Annotated in this window: 16 protein-coding genes and 1 pseudogene; all 17 read right to left on the minus strand. The window is 34.7% G+C overall.

Going from position 1 to position 15,885, the window contains the following annotated elements:
- A pseudogene (locus tag AC1RYN_RS17010) lies at positions 1–591 on the minus strand (DUF6443 domain-containing protein); the annotation flags it as partial.
- A 268-nt stretch (positions 592–859) separates the two neighbouring features.
- Entirely contained in the window at positions 860–1,228 is a 369-nt protein-coding gene (locus tag AC1RYN_RS17015) for a hypothetical protein (protein WP_481807884.1), read from the minus strand.
- Entirely contained in the window at positions 1,182–2,429 is a 1,248-nt protein-coding gene (locus AC1RYN_RS17020) for a DUF6443 domain-containing protein (RefSeq protein WP_481807899.1), read from the minus strand. The genes AC1RYN_RS17015 and AC1RYN_RS17020 overlap by 47 nt, the downstream gene beginning before the upstream one ends.
- Before the next feature lie 83 nt (positions 2,430–2,512).
- Positions 2,513–3,232, minus strand: a complete 720-nt coding sequence (locus AC1RYN_RS17025; protein ID WP_481807885.1) for a MopE-related protein — start codon at positions 3,230–3,232, stop codon at positions 2,513–2,515.
- A gap of 345 nt (positions 3,233–3,577) precedes the next feature.
- On the minus strand, positions 3,578–4,588 hold the full coding sequence (locus tag AC1RYN_RS17030; protein ID WP_481807886.1) for an RHS repeat domain-containing protein: 1,011 nt from the start codon (positions 4,586–4,588) through the stop codon (positions 3,578–3,580).
- 392 nt (positions 4,589–4,980) lie between these two features.
- Positions 4,981–5,337: a hypothetical protein gene (locus tag AC1RYN_RS17035; RefSeq protein WP_481807887.1), complete on the minus strand. Its 357-nt coding sequence runs from the start codon at positions 5,335–5,337 to the stop codon at positions 4,981–4,983.
- 421 nt (positions 5,338–5,758) lie between these two features.
- Positions 5,759–6,172, minus strand: coding sequence for a hypothetical protein (locus AC1RYN_RS17040; RefSeq protein WP_481807888.1), 414 nt, complete (start codon positions 6,170–6,172; stop codon positions 5,759–5,761).
- Positions 6,118–6,432: a hypothetical protein gene (locus AC1RYN_RS17045; protein ID WP_481807889.1), complete on the minus strand. Its 315-nt coding sequence runs from the start codon at positions 6,430–6,432 to the stop codon at positions 6,118–6,120. Before AC1RYN_RS17045 ends, AC1RYN_RS17040 begins: the two co-directional genes overlap by 55 nt.
- Positions 6,407–6,871 carry a hypothetical protein gene (locus AC1RYN_RS17050; RefSeq protein WP_481807890.1) on the minus strand — a complete coding sequence of 155 codons (465 nt, stop codon included), beginning with the start codon at positions 6,869–6,871 and terminating at the stop codon, positions 6,407–6,409. Before AC1RYN_RS17050 ends, AC1RYN_RS17045 begins: the two co-directional genes overlap by 26 nt.
- A 72-nt stretch (positions 6,872–6,943) precedes the next feature.
- Entirely contained in the window at positions 6,944–8,599 is a 1,656-nt protein-coding gene (locus tag AC1RYN_RS17055; RefSeq protein WP_481807891.1) for a T9SS type A sorting domain-containing protein, read from the minus strand.
- 351 nt (positions 8,600–8,950) lie between these two features.
- The gene (locus AC1RYN_RS17060; RefSeq protein ID WP_481807892.1) at positions 8,951–11,203 is read right to left on the minus strand and encodes a T9SS type A sorting domain-containing protein; all 2,253 of its coding nucleotides are present in this window, start codon (positions 11,201–11,203) and stop codon (positions 8,951–8,953) included.
- 68 nt (positions 11,204–11,271) lie between these two features.
- Positions 11,272–12,483: a cell surface protein gene (locus AC1RYN_RS17065; protein ID WP_481807893.1), complete on the minus strand. Its 1,212-nt coding sequence runs from the start codon at positions 12,481–12,483 to the stop codon at positions 11,272–11,274.
- 182 nt (positions 12,484–12,665) lie between these two features.
- Entirely contained in the window at positions 12,666–13,613 is a 948-nt protein-coding gene (locus tag AC1RYN_RS17070) for a DUF4465 domain-containing protein (protein WP_481807894.1), read from the minus strand.
- A gap of 83 nt (positions 13,614–13,696) precedes the next feature.
- On the minus strand, positions 13,697–14,209 hold the full coding sequence (locus AC1RYN_RS17075; RefSeq protein WP_481807895.1) for a hypothetical protein: 513 nt from the start codon (positions 14,207–14,209) through the stop codon (positions 13,697–13,699).
- Positions 14,110–14,571 (minus strand): hypothetical protein, encoded by a 462-nt coding sequence (locus AC1RYN_RS17080; RefSeq protein WP_481807896.1) that lies wholly within the window; start codon positions 14,569–14,571, stop codon positions 14,110–14,112. Before AC1RYN_RS17080 ends, AC1RYN_RS17075 begins: the two co-directional genes overlap by 100 nt.
- 560 nt (positions 14,572–15,131) lie before the next feature.
- Positions 15,132–15,290: a hypothetical protein gene (locus AC1RYN_RS17085; protein WP_481807897.1), complete on the minus strand. Its 159-nt coding sequence runs from the start codon at positions 15,288–15,290 to the stop codon at positions 15,132–15,134.
- A gap of 66 nt (positions 15,291–15,356) precedes the next feature.
- Complete coding sequence (locus AC1RYN_RS17090; protein WP_481807898.1) at positions 15,357–15,749, minus strand: hypothetical protein; 393 nt, start codon at positions 15,747–15,749, stop codon at positions 15,357–15,359.
- Between the last annotated feature and the right edge of the window lie 136 nt (positions 15,750–15,885).

The following is a 15,885-nucleotide window of genomic DNA, read 5'->3' on the forward strand; positions in this document are numbered from 1 at the left end:
AAATCCTCCATCAGAGAGTGTTTTCCAATAGGTTTCGGCTATATTGCCATTATATAAAGGTTTAATACTAGAGTCTGTCGTTTCGTTGTTGTAATTAATTTTAAAAGCAAATAAGTCTTTAGGGTCACTATTCTGTTCTAAATTATCTATTTTGTTTATTTCTGTTAGCCAGCCTCTTATATTATAACTATAATTAACATTTTGCAATGGATTTCCAATATTGTTCCCTACTTTTTTACTTATAAGTTGGCCTAGTTCATCATACTCATTATCGGCAAGCAGCTGTACTATGCCTCCATTTATCTGATGGGTATGGGTAAGCAGACGATCTTGTGGGGAGTAGGTAAATTCTTCTTTTATGACTAATTCTGCTGCTCCTGACATTGGCTTGTGCTTGGTAATGGTATATTCTGGTTTCCCTGTAAAATCCAGTTTACTAGAAGTAGTAGTATAGTCCTCCCAAGTAATTTTGAGTATACTATGTATTGGTCTGGCTTTACTATCGTAAAAGGTACTAGTAGTTTCTCCGGTAATAGCAGAAGCAAGTCCTAGCGCTCTAGTCCAACTGCCTGTTGATAATCCTTTTAGCATTAGCCAAAACATGCTGCCCTTCAACTGCTGTAGGAACTGTTGCTGCATTAGGATAGACATAATTATCATAATAATTTACGGTTAGGAGCGTGAAACTGTTGGCTCAATAGCATTACTATAATTTACAGCGATTCCATCGATAGTACCAGAAGTTTGTTTGGTTTCGAATAAAACAGCAGCTGTATTTTGAGCATCCTGCATGGTTTTTCTACTTGATGCATTCGCGGTTGAATTTAACCAACCTGTATAAATTGGTCTACTAAAAGCATCATATTTGGTTATTAACCAGCCTATCGGCTGTATCCTCTTTAAAAGGAGAATTTACAGGTCCTGTAGCCACAGGACGATCTAGTTTGTCATACACTATAAACTCCCATTGCTTGCCAGGTAATTTTTTTTCGACCAAACGATTGCTATTGTCATATTTGTATTGGTAACACAATCCGTTTAAGGCTTCTTCGGTTATAGCTCCGTCTGCCTTTGGCGGAATTACATAGGTTAGATTTCTATAGTTATCATAAATATAATACGTATCGTGTTTTATACCTGATTCGTAGGTTCTTTTTAAAACGACCTGTCCTTCTTTGTTCTTAAATTCTTCTGTTCCTACTTTTGATCCTGGAGCTAGTATTCTCATCGTAGGTAATGGTTTTATATAACTCACTGGCGGCATAATTTCCGTTATCCAAAAAAGCAATTTCATACAATCCCAATCCTGCATTCCAATTTGTTGTTGTTTTATATAGTTTTACTTCACTAGCGGTATTGGTTTGGTAATCGAATTTAATTTCGTGGCCTCCATCCTTAGCCCATGCATTTCCTGGAGCTGCTTGTTTTAATACACGGCTTAACGGAGAGGATTCCAATTTCTTTTCTGAAAAAGGATTGGATGTGTTTTCGTATTTCTCCGTACTATAAAAACTAATGGTATTGGCTGCAGCTTGGGCCTCATAAGCCATATTAGACGATGTTGCGCCATATGGTAAATATTCCTGTGTTTGTCGCCCAAAAGCATCATAGCCAATGTGGGTAATAATATCTTTACCTGAATTAGATTGCTTGTTGGCAATTTGTTGCATTGGTCTGCCTAGTCCATCAAAATAAGTGATATTGGTTTGAGCTTGATCTGCTGATGGGGTTTCAAGAGCGTTTATGGTTGGTTTCTTATAAGCAGTAGTTATAATATAATTGTGATCTAATGAAGGCAATAGTATATTATCACAATCAGGACTAGTTCCTGGTAGTAATGGGCAATTATCGCTATTATCTCGAGTGTAATTACCTCCAGGACTTGTACACTGCTGCACAAAATTTAAAGGATCTCCTAAGCCATCTTTATCATTATCGGCATACCATTTTGTGTTTGGATTAAGTGAATCATCAGCATCGTTACAATCCGTATTGTTTGTTACATAGCCTGCTGGTATAACACTATAATAAACTGAAGCAGCCGGATTACCAAAACCATCCCTGTCTGCATCTTGATAAAAAGTCTGCGGAGCAATATTGGTTATATTTGCGGTAGCATCGTTATAATCAGAAGCATTACTAACGTATCCCTCTGGCTGAATACAACTTTTTGTTGTAACGCTGCTAGTACCAAAACCATCTCCATCTGCATCACGGTACCAAACAGTATTTGGATTAAGAGATGCAATAGTGTCATTACAATCGGAAGCATTACGAACGTATCCTGCTGGTTGAGTACAGCCTATTGCCGTGGTTGTATTAGTACCAAAACCATCTCCATCTGCATCATGGTACCAAACTGTATTGGGGTTAAGTGAATTATCGGCATCATTACAATCGGTATTGTTAGTTACATAACCAGCTGGCATTACACTGTAATATATCGTAACTGCGGGATTACCAAAACCATCTGCATCTGCATCTCTATAAAAAGTCTGAGGAGCAATGTTGGTTATATTTGCTGTAGTATCATCATAATCTGAAGCGTTACGAGCGTATCCTGCTGGTTGAGTACAGCTTGTTTTTGTACTGGCATTAGTACCAAAACCATCCCGTCTGCATCGCGATACCAAACCGTATTGGGATGAAGCGAGCCATCTGTATCGTTACAATCTGCATTGTTGGCTACATAGCCTGTTGGCATAACACTATAATAAACTGTAGCTGCGGGATTACCAAAACCATCGCCATCTGCATCTTGATAAAAAGTCTGCGGAGCAATATTAGTTATATTTACAGTCGTGTCATTATAATCAGATGCATTGTTAACATATCCTGCTGGCTGAATACAGCTTGTTTTTGTACTGGCATTAGTCCCAAAACCATCCCCATCTGCGTCACGATACCAAACTGTATATGGATGAATCAATGCATTGGTATCATTACAATCGGCATTGTTGGTTACATAACCTGTTGGCTTTATGCTATAATACCCTATAATCGAAGGGTTACCATAACCATCTCCATCTGCATCTTGATAAAAAGTCTGCGGAGCAGTATTAGTTATATTTATAGTTGTATCATCATAATCTGATGAGTTACGTACGTATCCTGTTGGTTGGATACAGCTTTGCGTTGTATGGATTTGCATTCCAAAACCATCTCCATCTGCATCGTGGTACCAAACTGTATTTGGATTGAGTGATGCATTGGTATCATCACAATCGGTCATTATTGGTTACATAACCCACGGGATTATACTATAATACACTGAAACTGCTGGATTCCCAAAGCCATCTTTATCCCATCGTTATAAAAATATTGTGGAGGAATATTAAGTATTTTCGGATTAGTATCGTCATAATCATAATTATTATCCATATAGCCAGAGGCGGGACTAATTCGGTCTTCAGTTCATAATCGGATCAGTGTTTGCGCCATACCCATCCTTGTCTCTATCAGGATACCAGTAATATATTTCGGGTGGAGGAGTCATACCAGTGTCTTGAGCATACCCCAAAAACCTACTATTTGTAATATTATTAAAAATAAAAATTTCTTATTCATCATTCTTAAATTATTGATTTTTATAATGATATGTGTTTTGCTTCAGTATATTTCCTTGTTTATCTTTAACAAACTGCAATCTGTTAAAGCTATCGTAGGTGTAGGTAGTTGTATCTCCTTTAGGGTCTGTAATGGTACTTACTCCAACTAATGGGATATAAGTGTAGGTGGTAACCATTGCATGGGCTAATTCTGGTGCATTTCTGATACTATTTAAAGCACTTAATAAGCTCGCCACATTTCCTTCGTTTGAAGCCGTTTGAGCAGCTGTGATTAAGCCTGCAGGAATACTTGCGTAAGTACTATTTTCTATCTTGGCTATAGGCAGGGTTTTATTATACCCCCAAATATAGCATACTGACGTACCTCCTTCAGGGGTATATTGCTGAAGATTGCCGTTTGTTTTATCAATTAAATTGTATTTAATTTTGTTTTCAAGGGCTCCATCACCTTTGGCAGACATTGTCGTTTTGGGAGCAATTAAATCATCTCCCCAATCTTCAAATACGGTTCTGCTTGTTGATATTTTAGAGGTTACTCCATTTTTTTTGATTGCTAATTCTTCTTGAATGGGCTGTGTTAACTGATGTTGATTATTTGATTTTAATTTATTGATAATTTGCAATTCTCCCAATGTTAATGGAGGGGTTAGTGAATTTGAACTAATAATATCATCAGGATAAAATGTCTTGTTTATGATTTCTTCGCCTTTACTATTGGTCTTATTAATTTGCGAAGGCAACAATGGATTGTTGTTGTAAGTGTATGATTCTGTAGTCTCTAGTGGAGCAATTTCATTAAGATAGTTAATGCTTTTTGAGAATGTTGGTCTGAACCATTGTGAGCCAATTGAATAGATAATATATGCAATTCCTGTGATATTAAGATGACCATAATTTCTAACTTCTAATATTACCCCAAAGTCTGGAATAACAGAAGTTCCAAAGCTTTCATATTCATTTATTTTACTTTCTATTATTTTAAAACCAGTATTTGTTTTAGCATAAGTGTCTGCTTGCAATAAATTTCCGACTTTCCAACCAAATACTTATCCCTTTTATCAATCATTTTTCCATTGCCTTCTAGATGGTTTTCAAGATCATCATGCATAAAATTTGCTAGATAAGTGTATTCCGTTTTGCCATTATTGGTTTTATCAATAGGGTCTATATCAAATTCCGTAACATTTTCATAGGCTACAGTACTTTTGCTAAGATTGACTGATGGCAGTTGAGATTGACTTGAAATTTTATAGCTATTTGAAAACCCATAAAGTAATTAGATTCAATAAAGAAAGGATAGTTCATGCAATACCCACTTGATTTTTTTGTTGAGAACCTGTTGTAATCAAATTCTTTGATTAGATATTTCCGTTAGCATCAGAGGTGATGATTTTTTTAATTCTTAATCCACCTACACTTTCTCCTTCACTTCATTTTCCTTTTTTTGGTTCCAATTTATAATTACTGTAAAACCAAATGTTGAACGAGGATAACTTTGCTTTTTTGCTTCAATTATATATTTACCATCGGGTATTACTAATGAAGTTTGTCTACTGCCTATTGTCATATTAAAATTAGGATCTGTAACACCGTAAATTCTAAAAGTGAAATGAGCATCGGTTGTAGAAATGTTTTCACCTGTGACTCCTTCAACATTTATAAACACTATAAAGTCACTTACTCTATTTTTAATTTCGAAATCGTTTGAATAAAAATCTTTTAATTCAGCTGTTGGATTTTCTTCTAAATGAGAATAGGGTTCTCGCAAATCTTTAGTAGGAGGCTCTAATAATTTATTTTTCGTTCAATAGGTGTAAAAGAGAAATATTGTCAAGCTTGTTTACGATAAGTCCAACTTGATTACTTTCATAAAAAAAAGCCCTGCTCCCTCCAGTTGGGTATTCTATTTTTGTTAGTATTCCAGCTTTGCATAGTGTTCATTTACAGCACGATATTGCCGATCCCAGTATTACTTCAAAACCCAGTTGTATTGTAAAGAATTTTAGGGATTAGAGAATTATTATCCCTTTCGCCATTATAATAGCCCCAAGCATCCTGAGCATATGACGTTTTATTTGGAAAATCCACCGGGTCATAAGAGAACTTAAAGGGCGGTAACTTTTGCCCCAATGCATTTTCTTCTTGGACTGAATTTAATTTTAATCTATAACTACTACTTGAACGATCGCCTATACCCAATTAAACTTAGTATCGTGGGAAATAAAATAGTCGTAATTAAAGCTGTATTTTTTTAACAATGTAGTACCTGTTTTAATAGAAATACTTCCTAAAGCTTTTGTTTTAGGAACATCTAACCGCTCTTCTATTTTGTTTTCAAAAATGACTTCTTGAGATTTTGAAGTGATTTTATTGATGTAAGTTTCTTTAATTGTTTTTTTTATATAATTTTCGTCTTTGTGATTTAAGTCTATTGAGTCACTATCATAACATTTATAAATACTGCTTTCTGTTTTAATGATTTCATCATAAAAATCACTTTCTTGATAGAATAAATTGATAAGGTCTTTTTTGGGACTTTCAATTTTTACTAAAAACCATGATGATATATAATCGGTATTACTGGTTTGACCAGTAATACCCACTTCACTATTATAATTGTAGCTGGTGAAGCGAACTGTCTTTCTACTTGGGTTCTGTTATCTGTATCGTTTGTATTTCCAAAATAATATTTAATTCCTTTTTCGTCTGTAAAAATCCATGAAGAAATAGTGTTGTTAGCATTAAAAACAGGCGTGATTTTAATATTGCTAAAAGGAAGCTGTATAAAAGACTGTGTACTTTTGTTATAATGAAAACGACCACTATAATTCAGGAAACTAAACGATAAAACTATCTGGTTCATAATCTCTACTGTCTAAGGAATTAGTGTACTCATTCGTAAACATGGGGTCACTAATTTTGGCACGAAACTCAGTCACCGTTTGATTTGTGTACATATAACCACTTGGAGAATCGTCTGGCAATTGTTTTATAGTTCGGGAAACAACTCCGCCAGCATTTAAATTCCAGCCTAATCCTACTTTAGAGGCAGTTTCCTCTACTTTTATTCCACCAGAATAATAAGATAATGAAATTGGAATTTCTAGTTGGCCTTCTTTAAAATTATAGATAGGAACGCTAATATCTACAAGGCCAGAGTTTAATGACACAGGCTGGTCAATATATTTTCCTAATGAAGCAACTTCAGCAGAAGGAGGTTTGACTTGTAATACGTTTTGAGCAAAAAGAGTATTACTTGATAGTACAAACAACAAAAATAAGATTATGAATTTTGTTCTCATGAATGTTTTAAAAATTAATTTATTATATATTCTAAATTCGTTTGCTTGAAAGCTAATTCAGGCATACTTATTTTATTTTCCTCTTCTTATTACTTTAATACCATCCGTATGCACATTCGTTTTTATGTTTACCACATAAATTCCTTCGGGATATTGGCCTAAATCAATAGGAACAGTTCTATCAGTAATAGGGAATTGTTGTAGGATGCGACCAGCCATATCAACCACTGTGGCTGTCCCTTTTTCATATTCATATCCTATGATGATATTGGTAAATGTTACTGCGGGATTAGGAATTGCCTCTACATTTGTTTTTACTTTTTCGAGTTTGGTTTTGTCTTTTAGTTTGACTACCCAAAAATCATTTCCGCCAATACTTCCGTTTTTATCTTTGGATGCATCAGAGTTGGAAGTTCCTGCCATAAGATAACCGCCGTCTCGGGTTTCTATGAGTTTGCGTAAAATGTCTTCTCCTGCGCTTCCTACTGTTTTCTTCCAGAGTTCTTCGCCTTTGTCATCTATTTTTAAAGCGATATAATCATTGATTCCTGCTTTGTCTTTATTGATAAGATTAGTGACTTTTCCTGTCAGACCTGTTGTAGGATGTTTGTTCTCACTTTGAGCATAACCTCCAATTAAATACGTATTGTCTTTGTTTTCGACTAATGAAGTCAGGATATCTACTTTTCCAAAATCATAGGTTTTACTCCAAATGACTTCGCCTTTTTCGTCTAGCCTTAGTACCCAATAATCGGTTCCGTTTCCTACCATGCCGCCCAATGTAGTAAGTGGCTGGGTGCTGTTAGAATTTCCTCCTGCAATATAACCTCCATCTTGTGTTTGGTGAATGACATACAACTGATCGTCTCCATTACTGCCATAGGTATTTTGCCATTCTATAACTCCAACAGCATCAATTTTTATAACCCAATAATCTCCTATTCCTTTATTGGGTTCAGTTTTATCTCCGGATTGTGGCGAATTAGAATATCCTCCTAATATGTACCCTCCATCCTTGGTTTGTTCCATGCTTCGAAGTAAATCGGCATATTGACCGCCATATGTTTTTTGCCATTCTACAACTCCTGCCTTATCCAATTTTACAATCCAATAATCCATGTTACCACGGCTTTTTTCTGATTTAGCATACAAGTCTGGTTTGGCATCTAAAGGTTGCGGATCGTGTAAGTTGGTATTTGCAGGACTTGAACTCGAGGAACCTCCTAGCATATAGCCGCCATCTTTGGTTTGGAAAGCACATAGCAGCTCATCCTGACCACTTCCGCCAAGGGTTCGTTGCCATAATTCTTCGCCTTTGGCATCCAGTTTTATAACCCAATAATCGGCAAGACCTTTAGAGGGATCTTTTTTTTGAAAATCTTTAGGCGAACTTGAAGTACCTGCGAGTATGAAACCACCGTCTCTTGTATTTTTTATACTTTGTAGTAAATCAAAACCGCTTCCTCCAAAGCTTTTTTGCCAATCCAGATCACCTTTTTCATCCATTTTCCAAATCCAATAATCTAAATCACCATGATTGTCATCGGTCTTGTTTCCTGTTTTACTTGATAATGAACTGCCTGCGAGTATAAAACCATAATCGGCTGTAGGTTGTGCATCAAAAAGATAATCGGCATGTTTACCTCCATAGGATTTCTCCCAAAGAATATCTTGGGCTTGTATCAATAATGGGGATAATAAGAAGAGTAATAGGTAGTTTTTTTTCATATTTAAACAGGAATTAAGATAGACGGTTGTGGTATATGTTATTATAGTGTTAAATAGATAAAATTTGCGCAATATAGGTTCGATTTTTAGAATATACAATACCTACTTTTAGTGATTTTGCAATATAATCATCAAAAAAAATGTATACCTACTGATAATTAAACAACTATCAAAGCATCATAACAGATAAAAAGTATGGAATTATCAAAAACAATCGATGTTACTAGGAAAAACCGCACAGTGTTTTTAGCAGTACGAAATTAAGAATGCCATATTTTGTTTTAATCAAAAAGCCCCCTTTACTGATTTAGCAAAGGGGGCTTTTAGTGGAATTTATAAATTAAGATTCAATTATTTCTTAATGAATTTCTGCACATAGTTGGCTTTATCGGTAACCACATTAATAATGTACATTCCTTTTATAAAATCACTTACATTAACTTGATTATTATTAACTTCAGTATGGATTGATTTTCCTGAAATATCATAAATGGCTACACTCAGTATAGTATCTTCTGTTTGAATAGTTAGCATTTCGGAAACTGGATTAGGGTAAATTGCTAACTTCAGTTTTCTGAATTCGCCAGTAGTCAAAGAAGAAGTAGTCGTGTTAACGACAATTGATTTTTCTACTATTTTTCCATTAGAATTAAAACTGATTACAACTGTAGCTGTTCCTGGAGATTGAGCTGTCAAAACCAACTCTTCATTAGTATTTATTACTGCCGAAACAACCCCTGAATCGCTATTTGATTTTACAGATTTTACAATTGCTACAGCTAAATTATCTGTATCTGAAACTACCGTTTTTAAATCAATTACCATAGGTTCTTTTACTGAAACCTGCGAAGGCAAAGTAGTATTCACTACTGGAGCTGAATTGTCAGGAAAAACTGCTAAGGACGGGAACCAGTAGTAATCATCTAAAATTCGGGTATTTGTTAAGACTCCTGTATTATCATAAATATGAATCCAGTTTTTTTGAAAATGTGCTCCATATCCATTTTCAGTTGTATTTAGAATTATATTATCAGAAACTGGGTCAAGACGTAATGCTGCTCCATATGGTATTTGTTTGTAAGTAGCTGTTTGTCCAGGAACTTTTGCGAAATCGGTATCAAAGGTTTTTGAAGTAACATCAAATTTTACAATTCTTATTCCGCTTAACCAGAATAAAGCGTTTTGTTGGTTGCTGTAAGTAAAACTTCCAGCATTCCAAGCTCCAAAAGATCCTGAATATTTACCAGTTGTTGGAATTGCATATTCTGTTGTTGTAAAAGTTAAAGGGTCAATATTAATTAATTTTTGTCCCTGAATTCCCCATACACTTCCATCTTTGGCTTGAACAACTGAAAGGAATCCACCAGAAATGGTTTTGATTGCGGTATTGGTATTTGGATCAATGACCATAATTCCTGCATTCTGCCTTACAGCAAATACATATTGAGAGGTACGAATCATATTTCCTGTTTGCACAGAACCAGCTGTACCTGCTATTACATTTCCTACCTTCATATTAGCAATATCAAAGAGAAAAATTCCTGTTGATGTTCCTATATAACCAGTATTTTCGTTGACACCAACAAAAGAACGTCCATCTCCTCCTCCAATATTATCAAATTTGGCGATTCTCTTCATGGTTTGCGCATCGGCAACAACCAATCTTCCGCCTGGTGTATATTGAGTATCCCCTTTATCTACTGCTTGTTTTGAAATAAAATAAAATTTATCTCCGTAAATAGTACCATACTGAGTGGTTGCTCCAAAAGCTTCATTGTCATTAGCAGCGCTATAAATTCGATAGTTTATATTTTTGTCATTAATAAAATTAATAGACCCATTTGCATGCCCGAACCATTCTTCGTTGACCATAAAAAATCCATTGGAGTAATTTATTGGTGTCTGATAAGATGTAACTGGAATAAATGTTGAAGAAATGGGAAATTGAACATTATTTGGTTTATAATTCCAAACATCCCAAGATCCATTTTCTAAAGTGCGCTTGGTTGCTCCTAAATCAAAACTAGCAAAATCAGTATCAGTTGTATTTTTTGCCCAATAAGACCACTTGCCATTAATCCACCCAGATTGCCAATGATCATCTGTATCTATAACTGTATATTTATCAAAATCATAGCCAGTAGTTTTTACTATACCATTTAAAGGATAAAAAGGATAGGTAACATTTGCATCTTTGTAAAGTCCGATTGTTTTTACTTCGTTTAAGTCAAAGCCTAATCCTCCTATCTCAGTTCCTCCACTTGGTGCTCCCTGATATAGCAAAGAGAAAAATCGGCGATCTGCTTTTGCTATTGCTTTCAGCATATCTTCACCTGTTGCTGTTCCATCCCATCTGAACCCCCAGATTAATGCATCAGAATTTTTACCATCATTCCATTGTACTACAAATGCAGCCTGATTAGAACCTGTACCTACCCAATATTTAATATCATCGAAAGTTGTAGTATTGACAGCACTTTTTTTAGTTTGATTTGTAGCTATCGCGTTTTGCTTATTATCATTTCGAGTAATATCTAGTGCTGTTATTTGTGCCTTGGCAAAAAAAGCAAACAAGAGTATTATTAAAAAATAATGTTTTTTCATGTTGTATTTAATTTAATTATTTTTTTAGCATGTTTGGGGGACTTTTTCTTTGTATTATTTTTATAGGTTTATTTAAGGTATAGATCGTAAGCTCCTGATACTTCTGTAGAAACTTCTCCTAGCCAACCAGCTTCCTGATTGATTCCGGTGTATATTTTTATGAAATCTATTCCAGGTAGTTTTATATATTTTCCGTTTTTATCAACTGCCCAAGAGATATCAATATTAGAACCTTCATCATTATTCGGCGCATTATCTGCATATCCAAAATCAAAAGATTTCCCTACCCAATAGTTTCCTGTACCGCTCTGATCGTAAAAATTATCTTTTATTTTTGTTCCTTTAAGGGTATATGAGGCTTCAGAAATCCATAATGGATAATAACTTTGATTATGAAATGTATTTTGTGTTTTATAGCCTGAATTTCCCTGATTGTCCTGCCATTTAATATATTCAACATCTGCTTGCCAAAAATCATCACCTGCAACTGGCTGCTTGTTTGGATCTGGTTTAAAGTAAGTAATGCTGTAATTTTTTACTGTAGTATTTTTAAAATATTCACTTCCTGCTATTTCATACCATTCGTCTTCATCGGGTTTTCCATTTTTATTTTTATCATAAGCCACTAAAATAATCCCAGGCTCACAAGATCCAAAGCGTTCCTCATTGGCTTCACTCCCAAAAAATGCATTTCCCAAAACCTTAAAATCACGACCATTCATGTTTGGAATCGTATGATCAAAACCAAATACAACATAACCTCCAAACCCTCCTAATGATATCATACTTGAATTTGGTCCAACAATTGCCTTTTTTGCTGCATTGATAAGATTTGCTTCGGTATTCCCAGGTAAATATTCTGGAATTCCGTTGGTAAACTGACCTATGGCAGGGCGAAAGTCAAATACATTTGAGATATATTTACTGTAGTTTCCAGATTCTTTGGTTACGTTTATAGCCGTTTTATAGGTCTTTACAACTCCATTAGTTTCTACTTTTAAAGTCAGTGGATAATTCTTTAAATACGGACTGATGAAGTTCAGCTCTGAACTTTGTGAAATTACAGAGTCATTTATACTCCAGGTTAGTTGCGAATTGGCTGATAAATTTGGATTAATATCCAAAACTTTAAATCGATTAATCGTATATGATTCTTTAAGTATTTCGGTAGAATTTTCATTCCCCAGATCTTCTTCTTTGTCACTTTCACATGCAATAAATCCCAGCAAGAAAGCTGAAAGCAATGTGATTTTTAAAATTTTAAAAGGGTTCCTTTTCATATTTGTGGTATTTTAGTTTTAATTATAAAAGCAATATGTAGAATTATATTCCTGCTGTAGTTTTCTATTTAATAGACGTTTCTTTAGAAGTAAAATAATAGACGGAGCTATTAATAAAATATTTAAGACTATAAAAAGAGCCATCTTTAGAATGGCTCTTTTGGTATTGTAAATAGCTCTTCTTAATCTACTCGTTTTACTGAAAGTTTGTCTAAACAAAAGTATGCCGCAGTATTGATTCCGTATGTTGGATCTGAATCTGTTGAAGCCATTTGGAAAATAAGATATTTTACCTCTCCTAAATTAGCCAGTTTAATTGCAGTTACATCAATCCAGCCTGTTGGCATTACAAGAGAAGATCCTGTATAATTTGCTAATGAATGCGTGATTGGTGCTGAAATAACTCCATTTTCATCAACTCCATAAATTAATAATTCGAAATGATCCCCAGAAACAAATTTCTTTGCAAAACCATCTCCATTTAAACAACCATAGTAAGGCCATGGGTGCATATTTATTTTCAATCCTTTTACTTCGTATAATCCAGTGTTTCCGATTTTAATCCAGTTTGAGAAACCAGTTTCAGTAAAAGTAGTTCCTTGTGGATTTTTTGGATCTAGATAACTAGACCAATAAGCTACAATATAAGGATCTCCTGTTGTTCCTGGCGTTCCTGGTGTAATGGTAGAAGAAGTATTGAATCCGCTTCCAGCCATAGTTCCCCATTGGTGAGGCACCCAGCCATCTGAACCGCCTAAAGCTGCTCCAGAACCGTAATCTTTAATATCATTTACATTGGAAACAATAAATCCATCCCAATAGTTATAGCCTGCAGATGTAGCGGTATGCGAAAATGTAAAGATATCTACATTCAGTTTTGTATTAGATACATAAGTGTTTTCCCAATATTTACCTCCTGTTGTAGTAGTTCCGCTTGCTAATAAAGCATTGGTAAGATTAAGGGTTGTTGTTGTTCCTATTGCAGGATCAGCGAGGATTCTTTTAGTTGATGCGTTTGTACTGTTAGTTACTGCATTTGCACTTCCATCAATTAAAGCATCATCTTCGTTACTACAGGACGAAAATCCTAAAAGCAAACCAACGGTCAAAAAATAAATTACTTTTTTCATTATTTATAAAATTTAGGGTTAATATTCTGGTTGTATAGCTTTAGAATGGACCTATTTATTTAAACAAATAGGCCTGTTCTAATTTATTTGTTTTTTGGAAAATTTAAATCTTCGGCCTGCTTAAAATGGCTGGTTACTAAATCTGAAGCACCAATTTCTGCAAATGTCGAAACGTATACTTTAACAAAATCAATTCCTGGTAAATGAACTTTTTTTCCGTTATTATCTACAGCCCAGCTGATATCTATTGATGGGTCTTTGATACCTCCATACCCCCACTCAAAAGTTCCTACATTATACGTTGTACCTTCTCCATCACTTACATCTTTTACTGGCAAGTATATTTTTGTTCCTTTTAGAGTATAAGATTCTCCTATCCATTGTGGATAATAATTATAGCGTCTCCATTTTTTTGTTTTTGTAATAAAACTGGATGCATTTTTATTGTCTGTCCATTTAAGATACTCTTTGTCAAACTGCCAGTCTTTTGTTCCTGCTACGGCTGGTTTATCTGGATTTGGTTTGTTGTACGTAACTTCATAATTTTTGATAGTAGTAGATTTATGATGTTCACTTCCAGCGATTTCGGTTCCCATTCATTTTCATCAGCAATGCCATTTTTATTCGCGTCATAGGCAACATATATGCTCACAGGAGAAAATTTTAAGCTGCCATTGTTCTCATTCATAGAAATTGTGAATCGCGGATTTCCATAAGCATTTATGACTGTATGATCAAATTTTGTAACGATAGATCCGCCGAAAGTTCCTAATCCAATATCATTTCCTTCTATAAGATCTAACTGAATTTGTGCCAGAACTTCTGGTTTGGTAGTAAATTCCAGATTGTCATTATTATAACTTGGAGCAGGTAAATAATCAATAAGCGATAATGCTTTTGAAGTATAGGTTTTACCTGTTTCTGAAACTGTAACTTTTGTAGTGGCTTGTTTTATCAATTTACCTAATGTTAAAGTTAAATCTAGAGTATAATTGGCTGCTTTAGGTGCTATAAACTGTAAAGTCTTAGTATCTCCAATAACAGAATCTTTTACTGTTCCGTCAGCATTGTTTACTTTTACTGTCCATTTGTATTGCGCAATTGCATCTGTACTATTTTCAATAGTAACTACAGGATCTATGGCTACTACATATATATCTATTTACTGCAAAATCCGAAGCTAGCTTTAATGTAATAACAGCTTCTTTTACTGGTTCTGGTTTAGGATCTTCGGGTTTTGAATCGTCATTACTTACAGCTATAAAAAGCGCCAATAGCTACTATAAACAGACTATATTTTAAATACTTTTTCATATACTTATTATTTTACTTTTTTTAAATTGTATTTTTTTAATAAATGAAGATTTGCTGCTCCTGCAAATTTGGTAGCCATTGAAGATTGTTGATGGCAGAGTCCCATTGGTTCACTAACACAGTTTCTATTTGATAAAATTAATTCCCGGAAGATTTACTTTTTTTCCGCTTTTATCTACTGCCCAGTCTATATCTATATTAGGGTTAACAGCATTGGCATATCCCCATTGCCGGAGGTGTGAAATTCCATAAGGTAGTTTGCCCCGGACGTGCCGTTACAAAATCTACATTGAGTTTTGTTCCTTCATATGTAACTGTATTTTGAGCTGCCCATAAAGGATAATATTCTTTTTTGGTTTTCATCTTGGCATGTAATAGGACTCCGATTGATTATTTTCGCAAAAAATATGCTCACGATCTGAAAACATATCATTTGGTCCTCCCACTACTATAGGAGTCTGCAGCTTTTTTATGATAGATAATTTTAAAATCTTTTATTGTATTTCCTTTTGTATGCTGACTTCCTATGATCTCGTACCATTCATCGTCGTCTGGTTTTCCATTTCCATTTTTGTCATAGGCAACATATATTAATCCAGGTGCTGGCGGATTAGCTTTATCAGTTAAATCACCTCCATACACTTTAAAATCACTTTCTCCCGGTACATTTATAACAGTATGATCGAAACCTACAATAATCAAGCCTCCAAATCCTCCCAAGTCCAACTGATACCCTACATTGGTTTCATTGATTCTGCCTAATGCAGTTCGTACAACATCTTCTTTTGTAAATCCAACTTTATATAAATCGTTGGCAAACATACAGGAGCAGGATTTGTAAAGTCAAAAATGCTTGTTATATATGGATTGTAATTTTTAGTGTCGTTGGTTACATTTACGATGGTTTAGGTGCTGCCTCCCTAACAACAGGAGCATGTATTAACCTTAGCAATACGTG

The sequence above is a fragment of the Flavobacterium sp. TC780 genome, from assembly GCF_056783245.1.

Excerpts from the sequence above, each read along its gene's own strand:
- AC1RYN_RS17025 (WP_481807885.1), bottom strand. The coding sequence starts at position 3,232 with ATGACCGATTGTGATGATACCAATGCATCACTCAATCCAAATACAGTT.
- AC1RYN_RS17070 (WP_481807894.1), bottom strand. The coding sequence starts at position 13,613 with ATGAAAAAAGTAATTTATTTTTTGACCGTTGGTTTGCTTTTAGGATTT.
- AC1RYN_RS17060 (WP_481807892.1), bottom strand. The coding sequence starts at position 11,203 with ATGAAAAAACATTATTTTTTAATAATACTCTTGTTTGCTTTTTTTGCC.
- AC1RYN_RS17075 (WP_481807895.1), bottom strand. The coding sequence starts at position 14,209 with ATGGGAACCGAAATCGCTGGAAGTGAACATCATAAATCTACTACTATC.
- AC1RYN_RS17050 (WP_481807890.1), bottom strand. The coding sequence starts at position 6,871 with ATGAGAACAAAATTCATAATCTTATTTTTGTTGTTTGTACTATCAAGT.
- AC1RYN_RS17055 (WP_481807891.1), bottom strand. The coding sequence starts at position 8,599 with ATGAAAAAAAACTACCTATTACTCTTCTTATTATCCCCATTATTGATA.
- AC1RYN_RS17085 (WP_481807897.1), bottom strand. The coding sequence starts at position 15,290 with ATGAAAACCAAAAAAGAATATTATCCTTTATGGGCAGCTCAAAATACA.
- AC1RYN_RS17015 (WP_481807884.1), bottom strand. The coding sequence starts at position 1,228 with ATGAGAATACTAGCTCCAGGATCAAAAGTAGGAACAGAAGAATTTAAG.
- AC1RYN_RS17090 (WP_481807898.1), bottom strand. The coding sequence starts at position 15,749 with ATGTTTGCCAACGATTTATATAAAGTTGGATTTACAAAAGAAGATGTT.
- AC1RYN_RS17045 (WP_481807889.1), bottom strand. The coding sequence starts at position 6,432 with ATGAACCAGATAGTTTTATCGTTTAGTTTCCTGAATTATAGTGGTCGT.
- AC1RYN_RS17065 (WP_481807893.1), bottom strand. The coding sequence starts at position 12,483 with ATGAAAAGGAACCCTTTTAAAATTTTAAAAATCACATTGCTTTCAGCT.
- AC1RYN_RS17020 (WP_481807899.1), bottom strand. The coding sequence starts at position 2,429 with ATGCCAGCTGGTTATGTAACTAACAATACCGATTGTAATGATGCCGAT.